General features: G+C 67.8%; 16 protein-coding genes and 4 pseudogenes. 7 read left to right on the top strand and 13 right to left on the bottom strand.

The window, feature by feature from the left end; all coding sequences use genetic code 11:
* Window positions 1–67 precede the first annotated feature (67 nt).
* A complete protein-coding gene (locus tag K6T84_RS16240; protein WP_408066126.1) occupies window positions 68–481 on the top strand; it encodes a MerR family transcriptional regulator in 414 nt (137 codons plus the stop codon).
* Window positions 478–678, top strand: a complete 201-nt coding sequence (locus K6T84_RS16245) for an Rv3202a family protein (RefSeq protein ID WP_224862078.1) — start codon at window positions 478–480, stop codon at window positions 676–678. Before K6T84_RS16240 ends, K6T84_RS16245 begins: the two co-directional genes overlap by 4 nt.
* A 9-nt stretch (window positions 679–687) precedes the next feature.
* Here the strand turns inward: K6T84_RS16245 and K6T84_RS16250 are convergent, their stop codons facing one another.
* The 4 genes from K6T84_RS16250 to K6T84_RS16265 all read right to left on the bottom strand — a co-directional run bounded on the left by K6T84_RS16250 (window position 688) and on the right by K6T84_RS16265 (window position 4032).
* The gene (locus K6T84_RS16250; RefSeq protein ID WP_224862080.1) at window positions 688–879 is read right to left on the bottom strand and encodes a CDGSH iron-sulfur domain-containing protein; all 192 of its coding nucleotides are present in this window, start codon (window positions 877–879) and stop codon (window positions 688–690) included.
* Window positions 876–1571: a HemK2/MTQ2 family protein methyltransferase gene (locus tag K6T84_RS16255; protein WP_225401902.1), complete on the bottom strand. Its 696-nt coding sequence runs from the start codon at window positions 1569–1571 to the stop codon at window positions 876–878. The genes K6T84_RS16250 and K6T84_RS16255 overlap by 4 nt, the downstream gene beginning before the upstream one ends.
* Before the next feature lie 6 nt (window positions 1572–1577).
* A complete protein-coding gene (locus tag K6T84_RS16260) occupies window positions 1578–3398 on the bottom strand; it encodes a thiamine pyrophosphate-requiring protein (RefSeq protein ID WP_224862084.1) in 1821 nt (606 codons plus the stop codon).
* Between the two features lie 163 nt (window positions 3399–3561).
* Entirely contained in the window at window positions 3562–4032 is a 471-nt protein-coding gene (locus tag K6T84_RS16265; RefSeq protein ID WP_408066128.1) for an MPT63 family protein, read from the bottom strand.
* A 350-nt stretch (window positions 4033–4382) separates the two neighbouring features.
* Between K6T84_RS16265 and K6T84_RS16270 the strand changes: the two genes are divergently transcribed.
* Together K6T84_RS16270 and K6T84_RS23945 are read left to right on the top strand one after the other, a co-directional pair.
* On the top strand, window positions 4383–4976 hold the full coding sequence (locus K6T84_RS16270; RefSeq protein ID WP_224865922.1) for a PAS and ANTAR domain-containing protein: 594 nt from the start codon (window positions 4383–4385) through the stop codon (window positions 4974–4976).
* A gap of 942 nt (window positions 4977–5918) precedes the next feature.
* Window positions 5919–6023: pseudogene (locus tag K6T84_RS23945) on the top strand (IS481 family transposase); the annotation flags it as partial.
* Here the strand turns inward: K6T84_RS23945 and K6T84_RS16280 are convergent.
* The 5 genes and pseudogenes from K6T84_RS16280 to K6T84_RS16300 all read right to left on the bottom strand — a co-directional run.
* Window positions 5997–7061: pseudogene (locus tag K6T84_RS16280) on the bottom strand (aminotransferase class I/II-fold pyridoxal phosphate-dependent enzyme); the annotation flags it as partial. The pseudogenes K6T84_RS23945 and K6T84_RS16280 sit on opposite strands and share 27 nt — an antisense overlap.
* 3 nt (window positions 7062–7064) lie before the next feature.
* Window positions 7065–7400 carry a hypothetical protein gene (locus K6T84_RS16285; protein ID WP_224862088.1) on the bottom strand — a complete coding sequence of 112 codons (336 nt, stop codon included), beginning with the start codon at window positions 7398–7400 and terminating at the stop codon, window positions 7065–7067.
* An 11-nt stretch (window positions 7401–7411) separates the two neighbouring features.
* Window positions 7412–7981 (bottom strand): type 1 glutamine amidotransferase domain-containing protein, encoded by a 570-nt coding sequence (locus K6T84_RS16290; protein ID WP_224862090.1) that lies wholly within the window; start codon window positions 7979–7981, stop codon window positions 7412–7414.
* A 105-nt stretch (window positions 7982–8086) separates the two neighbouring features.
* Window positions 8087–8260 (bottom strand): annotated as a pseudogene (locus K6T84_RS16295) (DUF1360 domain-containing protein); the annotation flags it as partial.
* A gap of 3 nt (window positions 8261–8263) precedes the next feature.
* Window positions 8264–8599, bottom strand: coding sequence for a hemophore-related protein (locus K6T84_RS16300; RefSeq protein WP_224865924.1), 336 nt, complete (start codon window positions 8597–8599; stop codon window positions 8264–8266).
* Between the two features lie 102 nt (window positions 8600–8701).
* On the opposite strand from K6T84_RS16300, the gene K6T84_RS16305 reads away from it, so the two are divergent.
* On the top strand, window positions 8702–9397 hold the full coding sequence (locus K6T84_RS16305; protein WP_408066127.1) for a cutinase family protein: 696 nt from the start codon (window positions 8702–8704) through the stop codon (window positions 9395–9397).
* Here the strand turns inward: K6T84_RS16305 and K6T84_RS16310 are convergent.
* Window positions 9360–10472: an enolase C-terminal domain-like protein gene (locus tag K6T84_RS16310; RefSeq protein ID WP_225401904.1), complete on the bottom strand. Its 1113-nt coding sequence runs from the start codon at window positions 10470–10472 to the stop codon at window positions 9360–9362. The genes K6T84_RS16305 and K6T84_RS16310 overlap by 38 nt on opposite strands.
* Before the next feature lie 6 nt (window positions 10473–10478).
* Here K6T84_RS16310 and K6T84_RS23900 point away from each other — a divergent pair.
* Window positions 10479–10781 (top strand): annotated as a pseudogene (locus K6T84_RS23900) (trehalase-like domain-containing protein); the annotation flags it as partial.
* 153 nt (window positions 10782–10934) lie between these two features.
* Here K6T84_RS23900 and K6T84_RS16320 read toward each other — a convergent pair.
* From K6T84_RS16320 to usfY, 3 genes are all read right to left on the bottom strand, one after another.
* Window positions 10935–11723, bottom strand: a complete 789-nt coding sequence (locus K6T84_RS16320) for an RNA polymerase sigma factor SigF (RefSeq protein WP_225401905.1) — start codon at window positions 11721–11723, stop codon at window positions 10935–10937.
* Complete coding sequence (locus K6T84_RS16325; protein WP_225401906.1) at window positions 11720–12157, bottom strand: ATP-binding protein; 438 nt, start codon at window positions 12155–12157, stop codon at window positions 11720–11722. Before K6T84_RS16325 ends, K6T84_RS16320 begins: the two co-directional genes overlap by 4 nt.
* 214 nt (window positions 12158–12371) lie before the next feature.
* Window positions 12372–12683, bottom strand: a complete 312-nt coding sequence (usfY, locus tag K6T84_RS16330) for a protein UsfY (RefSeq protein ID WP_224862100.1) — start codon at window positions 12681–12683, stop codon at window positions 12372–12374.
* A 269-nt stretch (window positions 12684–12952) separates the two neighbouring features.
* Between usfY and mbp1 the strand changes: the two genes are divergently transcribed.
* On the top strand, window positions 12953–13192 hold the full coding sequence (gene mbp1 / locus K6T84_RS16335; RefSeq protein ID WP_224862102.1) for a microaggregate-binding protein 1: 240 nt from the start codon (window positions 12953–12955) through the stop codon (window positions 13190–13192).
* Window positions 13193–13263: the final 71 nt, after the last annotated feature.

A 13263-nucleotide genomic window follows, 5' to 3' on the forward strand; every position in this document is an offset into this window, starting at 1 on the left:
ATTTTTATATAGCACCAGTGGTAGGTTTACGCAAGCAGACTTTTCCGACGAGCGAGAGTGACATGTCGTGGCCGACGCGATGAATGCCCGGTCCGGGCTCGGGGTATACAGCATCTCTGTGGCCGCAGAGTTGTCCGGTATCGGCCCGCAGACCTTGCGGCTCTATGAGAGCCGAGGTCTGCTGATGCCGGCTCGCACCGCCGGCGGCACACGTCGCTACAGCGATGACGACCTCGTCCGGTTGCGGCGGATCGTGGAGTTGGTCGGAGCCGGAATCAATGTGGCGGGTATCGGAGAGATTCTCGGCCTGGAGGCCCACAACGCCCGGTTGCAGGCCCACAACACCAGATTGGAGTCCGACAACAGCCGGCTGCGGTCCGACAACACCCAGCTCAAGTCGGACTACGCGCTGCTCGTCGCCGCCCGGAATCTCGAACGGTCGCGCCAGGGCGCGCGGGCCGGGAAACGAAGGGGATCATGATGACCAACGCTGAAGAACGGCCACCGACCGACGATGTCCCGGAGGCCGATCTGGCCGAACAGCAGATCGACGCCACTGCCGAGGACGAAGGCGTGGATCCGGCCCGACTCGAAAACGCCGGCGACACCGACGCCGATCCGGCCGATCTGCTCGAACAGGCGATCAGCGTTCCGCTGCAGGACGACTACGACCGCTGACGGTCCGGATCAGCCCCGGCAGCGCCGATGGCTGGTGTCGCACAGCGGGTAGGTGTGGCTGCGCCCGCAACCGCAGATCGCGACCATGAATCGATCGGATTCGACGACGCCGCCGTCAGGCGTCTCGATGCGCACCGGACCGGCCACCAGAACGGGGCCGTTGCGCACGGGTTGTACCAGGCGAGGCTGCCGCTCGGTCACGGCTTGTCCGCCCGGATCACCACCAACCGCTCGACCCGACAACCCCGGGGCAACCGGCCGGTGCGTTCCAGCCAGTCGGCCCGCGCCGAGAGCGCCGGTCCGAACGGAACCCATTGTGCGGCAACCACGTCGGCGGTCAGCCCGCTGCGACGCAGGATCGTCAGAGACCGGCCCGCATCGGCAAGCCCGGACTGCACCAACAACGCCGAACCACCGGGGCGCAACAGCGCGGTCGCCGAACGGCACAGCGGGTCCAGCACAATCCGCCCGTCGACCCCACCGTTCCACGACAACTCGGGTCCGCCCGCCGCCGGGACCGGGCCGCCGTCGGGCGGCGAGGGCACATACGGCGGATTGGACACCACGAGGTCGAACGGGGCGCACCGCAGTGCGGCGCTCCAACACCCCCGCCGCACCGCGACGCTGACCCCCGCGGCGCGTGCGTTGTCTCGCGAGCAACGCACCGCGTGCGGGCACAGGTCGAAGGCGGTGACTCTGTCGGCGCCCAGCTCGGCCGCGGCGATGGCCGCTACGCCGCTGCCCGCGCACAGGTCCAGCACGCGGGCCCGCGATGCCAGCCCGCTGAGCTCCACAGCGTCGATGAGAAGCCGCGAATCAGCCTGTGGCACATAGACGCCGTCCAGCCTCAGCGGCCGCCGGCGCACGTCACAGGGCACGCCCACGGCGGTCATCAGTGCCTACCCGCCGTTCTTGCTGCGGATGTCGCGCACCGACTGCTTCGCTGATTCGGTGAACTCGTGCATCTTCTGCTTCGCGCCCTTGGTGACGACGCTGACCCGGTCCGGGTCCTTGATGATCGCCTTGGCGGTGTTCTTGGCGATCATCTTCTCGATGTGCGGGGGCACCGGCGGGATGTCGGCGTCCACGACGACTTCCAGCACCACCGGCCCGGGCGCCGCCATCGCCTGGTCCCACGCCTGGCCGATCTTGTCGGGGCTGTCGCAACGGATCCCGGTCAGCCCTAGCAGGTTCGCGAAATCGGCATAGGGCACGTCCGGAATGTATTGCGAGCCTTTGAACTTGCGTTCGCCTCCCATCGCCCGCTGCTCCCAGGTCACCTGATTGAGGTCCTGGTTGTTGAACACGCAGAAGATCAGCGGCCCGTCGGACAACCGGTCCTGGTAGCGCTTGACGGTGATCATCTCGGCCATGCCGTTCATCTGGAACACGCCGTCGCCGACAACGGCGATCACCGGCCGGTCCGGGTGCGCGAGCTTGGCGCTGACCGCGTACGGCGTCCCGGGACCCATCGTCGCGAGATTGCCGGCCAGTGACGCCGCCATGCCTCGCCGCAGCCGCAGGTGCCGCGCCCACCAGTTGGCCACCGAGCCGGCGTCGGTGGTGACCACGGCATTGTCGGGCAGCCGCTTGGACAGCTCGTGCACCACCAGCTCGGGGTTGAGCGGGGTGGCCTTGTCGTGCGCCCGATCGCTCAGCACCCGCCACCAGGTCTCCACCTCGCTTTCGACCTTGCGCCGCCAGGAGCGGTCCTTCTTGCGGTTCAGCAGCGGGATCAGTTCAGCCAGGGTGTCTTGGGAATCTCCGATCAGGTTGGCCTGTACCGGGTAGCGCACCCCGATCATCCGCCCGTCGTGGTTGATCTCCACCGCGCGGCACTGCCCTTCCTTCGGCAACCATTCGGCGTAGGGAAAGCTCGTTCCGATCATGAACAAGGTGTCGGCGCCCGACATCATCGCCTCGCTGGCGGTGGAGCCCAGCAGACCGATCGGCCCGGTGACATACGGCAGTTCATCGGGCAGCGCAGCGCGCCCCAACGATGTCTTGGCGACACCGGCACCGAGCAGATCGGCGACTTCCACCACTTCGTCGGCGGCGTCGCCGGCCCCCGCGCCGACCAGGATCGCCACTTTCTGACCCTCGTTGAGGATCTCGGCGGCTTTTCGCAGCTCGGTGCGCGGCGGGATCATCCGCGGTTTCACCCACCCGACGCTGCTGAACACCGCACCGTGTTCACGTGGCGGCGAGGTTACCGCCTCCTCCTCGGCGACGTCCTCAGGCAGGATGATGGTGGCTACCGTCCGATTGGTCAGCGCCACCTTGCAGGCCCGGTCCACCAAGTGGCGGGCCTGCACCGGCGCCATGCAGGTCTGGACGAAGTCCGACGAGACGTCCTTGTACAGCGAGTTCGGGTCGATCTCCTGCTGGAAGGCCGCACCCAGCGACATCCGCTTCTGCTGCCCGATGATCGCGACCACCGGCTGGTGGTCGAGTTTGGCGTCGTAGAGCCCGTTGAGCAGATGGATCGCTCCGCCGCCGGATGTGGCCAGGCAACACCCGAGCTTTCCGGTGAATTTGGCGTGGCCGGTGGCCATGAACGCCGCCATCTCTTCGTGGCGCGGCTGGATCAGTTCCGGGTCTCCGTCCGCGCGGTCCAGGGCGCCGATCATCGACAGGATCCCGTCGCCGGGGTAGCCGAAGATCCGGTGCACTCCCCAGTCACGGAGCCTTGCCAGGACGAAGTCCGCAGTTTTCGGCATTGGATGCTCCCTTCGATCTCGGCACACGGTTACCCGCCACCGGTTTTGTCAAACGGCGGGGTGCGGTTGCGCGAAGAAGGCAAGTCACTGCTGCGGCAACGGCTGCAGGTCTGATCGCCAGATGTGCCCGACCCGATAGGATCGCGCCCATCCCGGCTCGGCGTCAGGCCTTGTTCGACCAGATCAGCACATCCTGGACGCCATCGTTGTAAACGACACCGTCCGGCGGCTGACCCGTCACGTCGAAGTAGATCTTGCCGCTCGCCACGCCCCCCTGCGGGATCGGCCCGGGGTTGATGCCGCCCGGTGTGGGCACGGTGTTGATCACCCGATACGTCTGACTGTCGGCCGTCCGGGCGTTGAAGTCGGTGACCAGCGGGGTGACCGTGCCCCGGTCCGCGCGTGCGGTCACGTCGGCGGCGTAGAGCTTGCCCTGCGGCTGGTAACCGGGGATCGCGGTGTTCGCCGGCCCGAGGTTGCTGACCGTGTAGGATGTCGCCAGCGCGCCGTCGTTGAGCTGTTCGCTGCTTCCGAAGGGCTGGACAGCCGGATCGGCCATGGCGGTCGTCGCCGAGAAGAGGCTCAGCGCTGCGATTCCCGCCGCGCCGGCGGCAGTCTTGAAGAGCGTCACGATGACTCCTTTCGTCGGTTCACGATGGGCAGAGGTCCACTTTGCTGGAACCTCACCCCACGTCGTTGTGCGCGTACCCGTCAACGCCGAACCGGAAACGCGGTAGTAGTTGCGTGGCGTTTCGAAATTGTGGATAGTTACGCCAAGCTCGGGCGTTCAACAACCAGCGCCGGTCCAGACTGTCCGTGCATTCAACTGCCTCTGATTCCAGACCGCGGCTCGCCGCCGGCCGTTGGCAATCAGCTCATAGGTGTCGGGCACGAGAGGGCGGGTGCGCGGTGATCGGTGATGTCAACCCTTCGACTGCAACGCCGTTGAACGAGAGCGCCGAAGACCACGACGATCTCGACCTGATGGTCGGCAGCGGTGAACCGCAGCGCGTCGGCCGGTTCCGGTACTGGATCAAGGACAAGCGCTGGGAGTGGTCGGACGCGGTGGCCCGGATGCACGGCTACGAGCCGGGCACGGTGAAACCGAGCACCGCCATCTTGCTGCAACACAAGCATCCCGAGGACCGGGCCCAGGTCGCCGAGGTGCTGGAGCGGGTCGGCCAGGGGGAGCCGTTCTCCAGCCGGCATCGGATCATCGACACCGGCGGACAGGTCCACTGGGTGATCGTGGTCAGCGACCGCATGCTCGACGACGCCGGCACGGTGATCGGCACCGCGGGCTTCTACGTCGACGTCACCGACGTGCTCCAGGCCGACGTCAGTGCGGCGATCTCCGAGGCCGCCGCGTCCCGGGCGGTGATCGAGCAGGCCAAGGGGGTGCTGATGGTCTGCTACGGCATCTCCGCCGAGCGGGCGTTCGACATCCTGGTGTGGCGTTCGCAGGAGACCAACGTCAAGGTGCGCGATCTGGCCGCCCGCTTCCTGGCGGCTTTCACCGGCAGGCTGCCCACCGAGGTGCTCTCCGATCTGGATCACACCCTGCTGACGGTGAGCTGAATCGAGATTGCCGACGCAGCTCCGCGGGTAGCCACCGGGTGATGATGGTGAACGCGATGGCAGACAACAGACGAGGTGACAGGCCCTGACCGGGACATCGGACGAGCTGAGACTGTCGGCGGCGACGATCGGCACGGTGTGCCTGCTGACGGCGGTCGGAACGCTGGACAGCAGCACGTTAGGAGAGTCCGCGACAGAGTGATCGAGGCGGCCCTCGGTGAGCCGGCTGCAGTGCTGGTCGACGTCAACGGACTGGACGGCGTAGCACCCTCGGTGTGGTTGGCTTTCGCCAGTGCCCGTTGGCATGTGAGCACCTGGCCCGGCATCCCGATCCTGTTGGTCTGCGGGCGACCGGAACTGGCCGCGCGGATCGCGCAGAGCGGGGTGACCCGTCACGTGCCGGCGCACTCCGATATCGAGGCGGCGTTGCGATCGCTCGCACACGACGAATTACACCGCCGCCGAGCCCGCATCGAACTACCCCGCCACCTCACCAGCTTGCGGCGCGCCCGCGACTTCGTCGGGAAGCGGTTGTCGGACTGGTCGCAGGGTCAGCTGATCCCGGCCGCGAAGGTGGTCGCCGACGTGTTGGTCAGCAACGTGTTACGCCATACCCAGAGCCCACCGGTGGTGTTGCTGGAAAACGCACGTTCGACGGTCACCATCGCGGTCCAAGACGCTGAGGAAGCCCCTGCGGTACGTCGCGAAGCCGCCGACGGCAGCACCGACCGGGCGTCGGGTCTGGCGGTGGTCGATGTGCTGTGCCGCGCCTGGGGCAGTGCGCCCACCCCGCACGGCAAGACGGTGTGGGCGGTGATCGGACCGGAGAACAGGCTCTAGCTGTAGTGACCTGAGAGGTTGTTGACGGCGTGGCAGCTTGAAATGGGGAGGACCTCCTGACGGAGTGGATGTGTCTAGGCATTCATTCCGTAGGAGGTCCTCGTGTCTCACGCTAACGCCCGCACCAACGTTTTCGCTCGACGTCTGATCGTGGAACGTGTCGCCGCTGGTTGGCCGCCCGCCCATGTCGCTGAGCAGCTGGGTATGCTCGCGCAGCCAGTCCCTGGCCTGATAGCCCGAGGTGCCGGTCCCCGAGACGTCCACCAGAACCTGCAGCCGGTCCAGGTCGTGGGAGGCCTCGGCTCCCAACAGCACGTCCTCGAGCACCTCGACGCCGGGCAACGTGTCGATGCGCTGCCGTACGTCGTGCGCCAGCTCCAGTGCGGCACTGAGCAGTTCGTGGCCGTGAGCCACCATCTGGCGGCGCCAGCCGTCGAGCGCGGCATAGATCGGGACGCTGGGGCTGGTGGTCATCAACAGGTCCGCGCACGCGGTCAACCGGTTGCGGTCGACCAGGTCGCCCTGCACGTGATACACCGAGCCCTGCTCGAATCCGGCTCCCATCTTGTGCACGCTGACGACGCAGACGTCGGCGCCAGCGTCCATCGCCCAGGTGGGCAGGTCCTGATGGAAGGGCAGGTGTGCACCCCAGGCCTCGTCGACGATCAGCGGCTTGCCGCGCTGATGGCAGATCTCGGCGATGGCGTGCAGGTCCGCGCAGGTCCCATACGGCGAGGGACTGACGACCAGCGCACCGGCGGCATCGGGATGCTCCTCCCACGCACCGGCGACCCGTTCCGGTGACGGCGGGTGACAGAAATGCCGTTCGGCGTCCCAGCGCGGGGCGATCCAGCGCGGCCGGATACCGGAGAAGATCAACCCGCCAACAATGGATTTGTGGCTGTCGCGCGGCAGCAGCAGCCCGCCGCCGGAGCCGCCGGCCACCGCCATCATGGCCGCACGCACCGAAAGCGAACTGCCGCAGGTGGAGAAGAACGCCGTCTCGGCTCCCACCGCATCGGCCATCAACTGCTCGGCGTCGGTGAGAATCCCGGAGCCCGCCCGCCAGTCGTCCAGTCCGCCGCGAGCGAGCACGTCCGCGCGGAACAGGTCGGATCCCACTACTGCACGTACCGACTCGTCGGCGCCGCGACCCTGGCGGTGCCCCGGAGGGCTGAAGCCGTAGCGGTCTTTCCGGTGGTAACCGGCCAAGGCTTCCAGCACGGGCGCTCGGCGGTGATCCATAGGTCAGCGACGGAAGGCGATGACCAGCGCCAGTAGGTCGATGCCCAACAGCACCCAACCTGCCACCGGGACAACGAATCCCCGTCGGCGCCCGGCCGTCCAGAACGACGCCAGGATGGTCAGCGCGGCGATGACGGGCGCGCCGTAGTACAGGATGGCGAACACCACCCCGCTGGGTCCCAGGTCGGGGCACTCGGCGGTGCTGCAGGCCGCGGTGCTCATCACCGCGCCCGTCGCGGACGCCATCACCAGCGCCGCCCCGGCGGCGGTCAACAGTGCCGTCACCCAGTTGACCCACAGTCGGGCGCGGTGGTTGCGCTCTTGGACCGGCACGGGCATCGGTTCTCCGATCACAGCGTCGCCTCCCGCCTAGCAAACTCCCGGACCAGCGCGTCGCAGAACTGTGGCAGGTCATCGGGTTTGCGGCTCGACAACAGGATCGAGGGCTTGCAGTCGCAGCGCACCACCGGCTCGTCGACCCACTCACCGCCTGCGTTGACGATATCGGTGCGCAGGCTCGGCCAGGACGTGAGCCGCCGTCCCGCGACGACTCCGGCCTCCACCAATGTCCACGGCCCGTGACAGATCACGGCGACCGGTTTGCCGGCGTCGAAGAACGCCCGGACGAACGCCACCGCGCGCTCGTCGGTGCGCAACTGGTCGGGGTTGGCCACCCCGCCCGGCAGCACCAGCGCGTCGAAGTCGTCGGCGCTGACGTCGTCGATCGCCCGATCCACGTCGAACTGGTCGCCGCGATCCAGATGGTTGAACGCGGACACGGGCCCGCGGGTCGTCGACACCAGCGCCGGCCAGCCGCCGGCCTTGGCGACCGCCCGCCACGGTTCGGTCAGCTCGACCTGCTCAACGCCGTCGGGCGCCACCAGAAACGCGACCTGTCGGCCGCCCAGCGATCCGGACATCAGTCTCCCCTTTCATGCCGGCTTACCCCTGCTGCCTACCCGATGGCCGAGCGGCACAAACGGGCCGGTGTAGCCGGCCGTCACCGGGGGTTAGCTCGCCGGAATGAGTCGGCGGCCGGTGGTCGCGGCGGCCACGGTAACCGCCGCGACCAGCCCGCCGTAGACCAGCAATACCATCAGGTATCCCCCCAGCGGCCGCGGGTTGTCGCCGCGGTATGCGTCGGCTTCCCGCTTGGCCGCATCCGTGAGGGCGCTGCCGGTCTCGGCCGATCCTGCCATCGCTCAGTAGTTGTCGCAGGTGTTGGCGATGGGGCCGACGAGATTGACGAACTGCGCCCCCTCGGGCGACCCCTGGGCCTGCTGCAGCATCTGCTCACGCTGCGGCGGCGCCGATGCGAGGAAGCTCTGCAGGAAGGACTGCGCCGTGGGCGTGGCGTTGAATTGCGCTGCGGTCTGCGGTGATTGAGCGTTCATTGCGGCGACGACCTGTGAGTAGCTGCAGGTGGTGTTGACCGCCGGGTTCTGCCCCGGATCCGCGGACGCGACTCCCCCGGTTGTCAGCGCCAGCGCCACGCCGCCGGCGGCGGCGACGCCCAGCCTGGTCAAAGACATTGTGATCATTGGATTCTCCCATTCGACTTCGAATTCCGTCAGTGACGGCATCGACGTAGGCTTGCCGTTTTCACGCGGGCTAAAACCACCGTTTGCCGTGTGTCGGCAATGGGTATCGGAAGAAGCGCTGTGTTAGCCCGGATACTCACCGCGGTCGGCCTGTGCGGTTCGACGCTGTTGGTCTGCCCCGGCGGGGCGGCGGAGCCCGGCTGCCCCGACATCGAGGTGGTGTTCGCCCGCGGCACCACCGAGGCGCCCGGCGTCGGATGGATCGGCCAGCAGTTCGTCGACGCCCTGCGGTGGCGTGTCATGGGCCGCTCGGTGGGCGTGTACCCGGTCGACTTTCCGGCGGTTCCCGAGTTCGCACCCACGGTCGCCGGTGTCGTCGATGCCGCCGGGCACATCACCGACACGGCGGCGGGCTGCCCGGACACCCGACTGGTCCTGGGCGGCTACTCCCGCGGCGCGGCCCTGATCGGCTACGTCACCGAACCGGCGGCAGCCGCGGGCGGCTTCCCGCCCCCGCTGCCACCCGAGACGGCCGTCCATGTCGCCGCCATCGCGCTGCTGGGCAAGCCGTCACCGGCGTTCCTGGACTCCCTCGGGGCGCCGCCGGTGGTGATCGGACCCGACTACGCGGCCAAGACGATCGAACTGTGCGCGCCCGGCGACCCGATCTGCTCGGCGGGCACGGACGGTGCGGCGCATGCGGCCTACGCCGGCAACGGTATGACCGCTCAGGCCGCCGATTTCGCCGCAGACCGGCTCAGGCCACCCGAAACTGTTCCAGGTCAGCCACTTTGACGCTCAGACCGTGGCCAGCCGCACCGCGGTCCGGACGCAGCACACCGCCCGGTTCGGGGCGCAGCACACCGTCGAACGCCATCTGCTCGATGCGCACATGGTCGTGGAAGTACTCCAGATGGCGCAGGTGCCACAGCGCCGCACCCACGTGTGCGCTGATCTGTGGCGCGCAGTGCAGTGACAGGTCCATGCTGCGGGCGTCGCACAGGGCGCCCACCTTGAGCACTCCGGTGATGCCCAGGCACCGGGTGACGTCGGCCTGCGGGCAGTCGACGGCACCCGCGCCGAGCAGCCGCTGGAAATACGGCAGGTCGTAGCCGTACTCGCCGGCGGCGATGTCCATGCCCGCCGGCGCGTGCTCGCGCAGCAGGTGCAGGCCTTCGAGATCATCGGAGCTGACCGGCTCCTCGAACCACCGCACGTTGTGTTCGGCGAAGCGCTGCGCCCAGTCCAGTGCCAGCTTGCGGTGGTATGCGCCGTTGGCGTCGACGAACAACTCGGTGTCGGGGCCGATCGCCGAGCGCGCCGCGTACACCCGGGTTCCGTCGGCGACCGGGTCACGCCCGACCTTGATCTTGACCCGGCCGATGTCCTGCTGCACCCATCCGGCGAGTTGGCGGCGCAAGGTGTCGTCGTCGTAGGAGGTGAATCCGCCGCTGCCGTAGATCGGGGTGGCGTCGTGCATCGCGCCCAGCGCGACGACCAGTGATACGTCGAGCAACCGGGCCCGCAGATCCCACAGCGCGATGTCGACCGCAGCGATCGCCTCGGCGACCATGCCGGGCCGGCCCAGGTTGCGCACCGCACGCACCATGTCGGCCCAGCGGGCCGGCGGCGCCAGGGCGTCGCCGCCGGCGATGATCCCGGCCAGCTTGTCGCGGACCACGGTGACCGCTGCGGTGCCGGCGTAGGTGTAGCCGACGCCGGTCTGCCCGCCGGCGCCGACGGTGACCAGCACCAGCGTGGTGGAGTCCCAGACCAGGGTGCCGTCGGACTCGGGGGCCTCGGTGGGAATCGTGTAGGCGGCGACCTCGATCGAGGACACCGGTACCGGCGCGCCGCGGGGCAGGCTCATGCCGTGGTGACTACCCGCGCGCCGGCGTGGGTATGCACTGCGGCATGGACGACGAGCCCCCCGCAGGTGCTGCGCCAGTATGCGCTGATCGCCGACGGCGAGCGCGGCGTCGTGGTGGGGCCGCACGGCGACTTCTGCTGGATGCGCCTGCCCCGCTGGGACAGTCCGGCGGTGTTCAGTTCACTGCTCGGCGGGGCTGCGGTGCTGCGCGGCCTGACCAGCTCCGGCGGCGGGATGGTGGCGGCCGCGACGATGTCGCCGCCGGAGCGCGCCAAGGCCGTGACCCACGACGGCTTCGTCTATCGGTATCGCCCCAATGGGCGCGACCTCGGCGAGGCCGAAGGGGCGTTCGTGCTGTGCAGCTTCGTGATGGCCCTGGCCGAGGCGGCGCACCTGATCTCCAAGAACGTCACGGCTTGAATCACCGAACGGACTGAAGCGTTGGGTGACTCAAGTGCACCGCTATTGCAACTGATCGCGCAGCCGGGCCAGCGATTTGGCCAGCAGACGCGATACGTGCATCTGAGAGATGCCGACCCGCTCAGCGATCTGCGTCTGGGTCATCGATTCGAAGAACCGCAACACCAGCACGGTGCGTTCCCGATCCGGAAGCGCATTGAGTAAGGGCCGCAACGTTTCTCGATCATCGATCCGGACCAGGCCGGCATCGATGTCACCCAGGGTGTCGGCAATCGAGCGGACGTCCTCCTCGTCGGATTTGCCGCCGCTGTCGATCGACAGCGTGTTGTAGGAGCTGCCCGCCACCAGGCCCTCGACCACCTCCTCGCGGCTCATCTCCAGTTCCCGGGCCAGTTCGGAGGCGGTCGGCGCGCGCCCCAGGCGCTGCGAGAGTTCGGCGGTCGTCGCGCCGAGCCGCAGATGCAGCTCCTTGAGCCGGCGGGGCACTTTGACCGACCAGCTGTTGTCCCGGAAATGCCGCCGGACCTCGCCCATGATGGTCGGCACCGCGAATGAGACGAAATCCGAGCCGGTCTCGACATCGAATCGGGTGACGGCGTTGACCAGCCCGACCCGAGCGACCTGAACGAGGTCGTCACGCAACTCACCACGGCCCTCGAAGCGGCGTGCGATGTGGTCGGCCAGCGGCAGGCACCGCTCGACGATCTTGTCCTTGCGGTTGCGGTAATCGGCTGAGCCGGAGTCGTATTGCGCGAGTTCGCGAAACAGGTCACCGACATCGGAGTACTCCGAGCCGGACTGGGAGCCGCCGGAGGCGGCGCGCCGGATCACCGCCCGGCTTCTGCCCGTCGAGTCGTCAGGGTCACCCCGAATACCGCAACCGCGCTACCGTTTTCATGGCCATCTTGGAACGCCCGCACGTCGTCCACCAGCGACGTCAGCACATGCCAGCTGAAGCTGCCCGGGGTCAGCACATCGGTGCCGTCGCAGGCGGCCGAGGCCTGTATCGTCACGTCGTCGTCATGCGGATCGATAACCACGGTCAACGTCGCGTCCGGTGCCGCGCGACGGATCAGCAGGGTGCACAACTCATCGATCGCCAGCCGTAGATCGGCCACCTTGTCGACGTCGAGATCCTCGAAGGTGGCGATCGCACCAACCAGCATGCGCACCACCGCCAGACTCTCCAGCCGTGGGGTCACCCGCAGTTCCACGGCCCGCTCGCTATGTGGCCCCCGGATCCGCTGGCTCTTAATGTCGGCCATTGAGCCTCCCGGCATGTCGGTCATTGAGCCTCCCGGCGAATTCGGACCGAGACCACGGTTGGGCGCCAGCGAATCTGCGGCTGCCCGAAGACCAGTCATGGGTGTCCCTATACCCAGTTACCAGCGCATTGAATCATCAATTCCGACAATTTTCGAGACCAGACGCAGAAGCGGCCCGGCTGGAAAACCAACCGGGCCGCTTCTGCACCTGGGGCTAGCTCGTCGAGTGCTGCCAATGCGCCTCGGGGTGGGCCCGGTGCCACTCATGGTTCACCCTGCCGATCCGACGGTGTTCGATGACCAGCCACAATGCGCCCAGAGCGGCGGCGACCACTGCGACGATGGCCACCTCCACACCCTGGCGGTCGTGTCCGGTGCCGAATGCGGTGAGGCAGCCGATTCCGGTGACCATGCCCACCACCAGTAGGGCGTAGCCGGGCCAGCCCATCACGTCGATGACGGCACGGCCGGCATGCGGCCGGGTCGTCCGGACGTGGTCAACCGGGTCGCGAAATGTGTCACCCATGTGCAGTTCCTCTCCTGAGTCGTCCGGCCCATCCGGAAGGCGTTCCCAGGTCGTCCTTGCTAAGCCGAACCTGCGCACGCCCAAAATCTATCGTAGTCCGATGTGTTTCGATTTTGGTTCGATTTCCAGATATCTCACAGGCATCTCGCAGTAGAAGCCTGTCTTCCACCGCCCAGGTTTGGGCCGACCGCCCCCCGGGGAAGCCTTGAAGTGTGGCGGGCCTGCAAACCGCGCGGGCCCGCCACACCCACAAATCCAGGGAGGGATTTATGTCGGACGACAAGAGGAGCGGACCCGAAGAAGGGATCCGGGGCGCCGTGGAAGGTGTCAAAGGCATGGCCAAGGAAGCAGTCGGAACCGTGACGGGTAACGACGAAATGGCTCGGGAGGGCCGAGCGCAGCAGGACAAGGGCGAAGCGCAGCGTGACGCCGCTAAACGCGAAGCCGAGGCCGAAGCGGCTCGGGCAGCGGCCAAAGCCGCAGAGAAGCGCGAGCAGTCCCACCAGTAGCCACCCTTAGCCAGATTGAAGATGGGCCCGGTCCGCCCGGCGGGCCGGGTCTATCGCTGGCACCATGGCCA

Origin of the sequence: Mycobacterium zoologicum, assembly GCF_020181635.2 — a bacterium.
In the GTDB taxonomy this organism is placed as follows: Bacteria; Actinomycetota; Actinomycetes; order Mycobacteriales; family Mycobacteriaceae; genus Mycobacterium; species Mycobacterium zoologicum.

Coding starts and splice junctions, on each gene's coding strand:
- K6T84_RS16310 (WP_225401904.1), bottom strand. CDS start 10,472: ATGAGCCTGCCCCGCGGCGCGCCGGTACCGGTGTCCTCGATCGAGGTC.
- K6T84_RS16260 (WP_224862084.1), bottom strand. CDS start 3,398: ATGCCGAAAACTGCGGACTTCGTCCTGGCAAGGCTCCGTGACTGGGGA.
- K6T84_RS16245 (WP_224862078.1), top strand. CDS start 478: ATGATGACCAACGCTGAAGAACGGCCACCGACCGACGATGTCCCGGAG.
- K6T84_RS16255 (WP_225401902.1), bottom strand. CDS start 1,571: ATGACCGCCGTGGGCGTGCCCTGTGACGTGCGCCGGCGGCCGCTGAGG.
- usfY (WP_224862100.1), bottom strand. CDS start 12,683: ATGGGTGACACATTTCGCGACCCGGTTGACCACGTCCGGACGACCCGG.
- K6T84_RS16305 (WP_408066127.1), top strand. CDS start 8,702: ATGGGTATCGGAAGAAGCGCTGTGTTAGCCCGGATACTCACCGCGGTC.
- mbp1 (WP_224862102.1), top strand. CDS start 12,953: ATGTCGGACGACAAGAGGAGCGGACCCGAAGAAGGGATCCGGGGCGCC.
- K6T84_RS16285 (WP_224862088.1), bottom strand. CDS start 7,400: ATGCCCGTGCCGGTCCAAGAGCGCAACCACCGCGCCCGACTGTGGGTC.
- K6T84_RS16325 (WP_225401906.1), bottom strand. CDS start 12,157: ATGGCCGACATTAAGAGCCAGCGGATCCGGGGGCCACATAGCGAGCGG.
- K6T84_RS16270 (WP_224865922.1), top strand. CDS start 4,383: ATGGTCGGCAGCGGTGAACCGCAGCGCGTCGGCCGGTTCCGGTACTGG.
- K6T84_RS16290 (WP_224862090.1), bottom strand. CDS start 7,981: ATGTCCGGATCGCTGGGCGGCCGACAGGTCGCGTTTCTGGTGGCGCCC.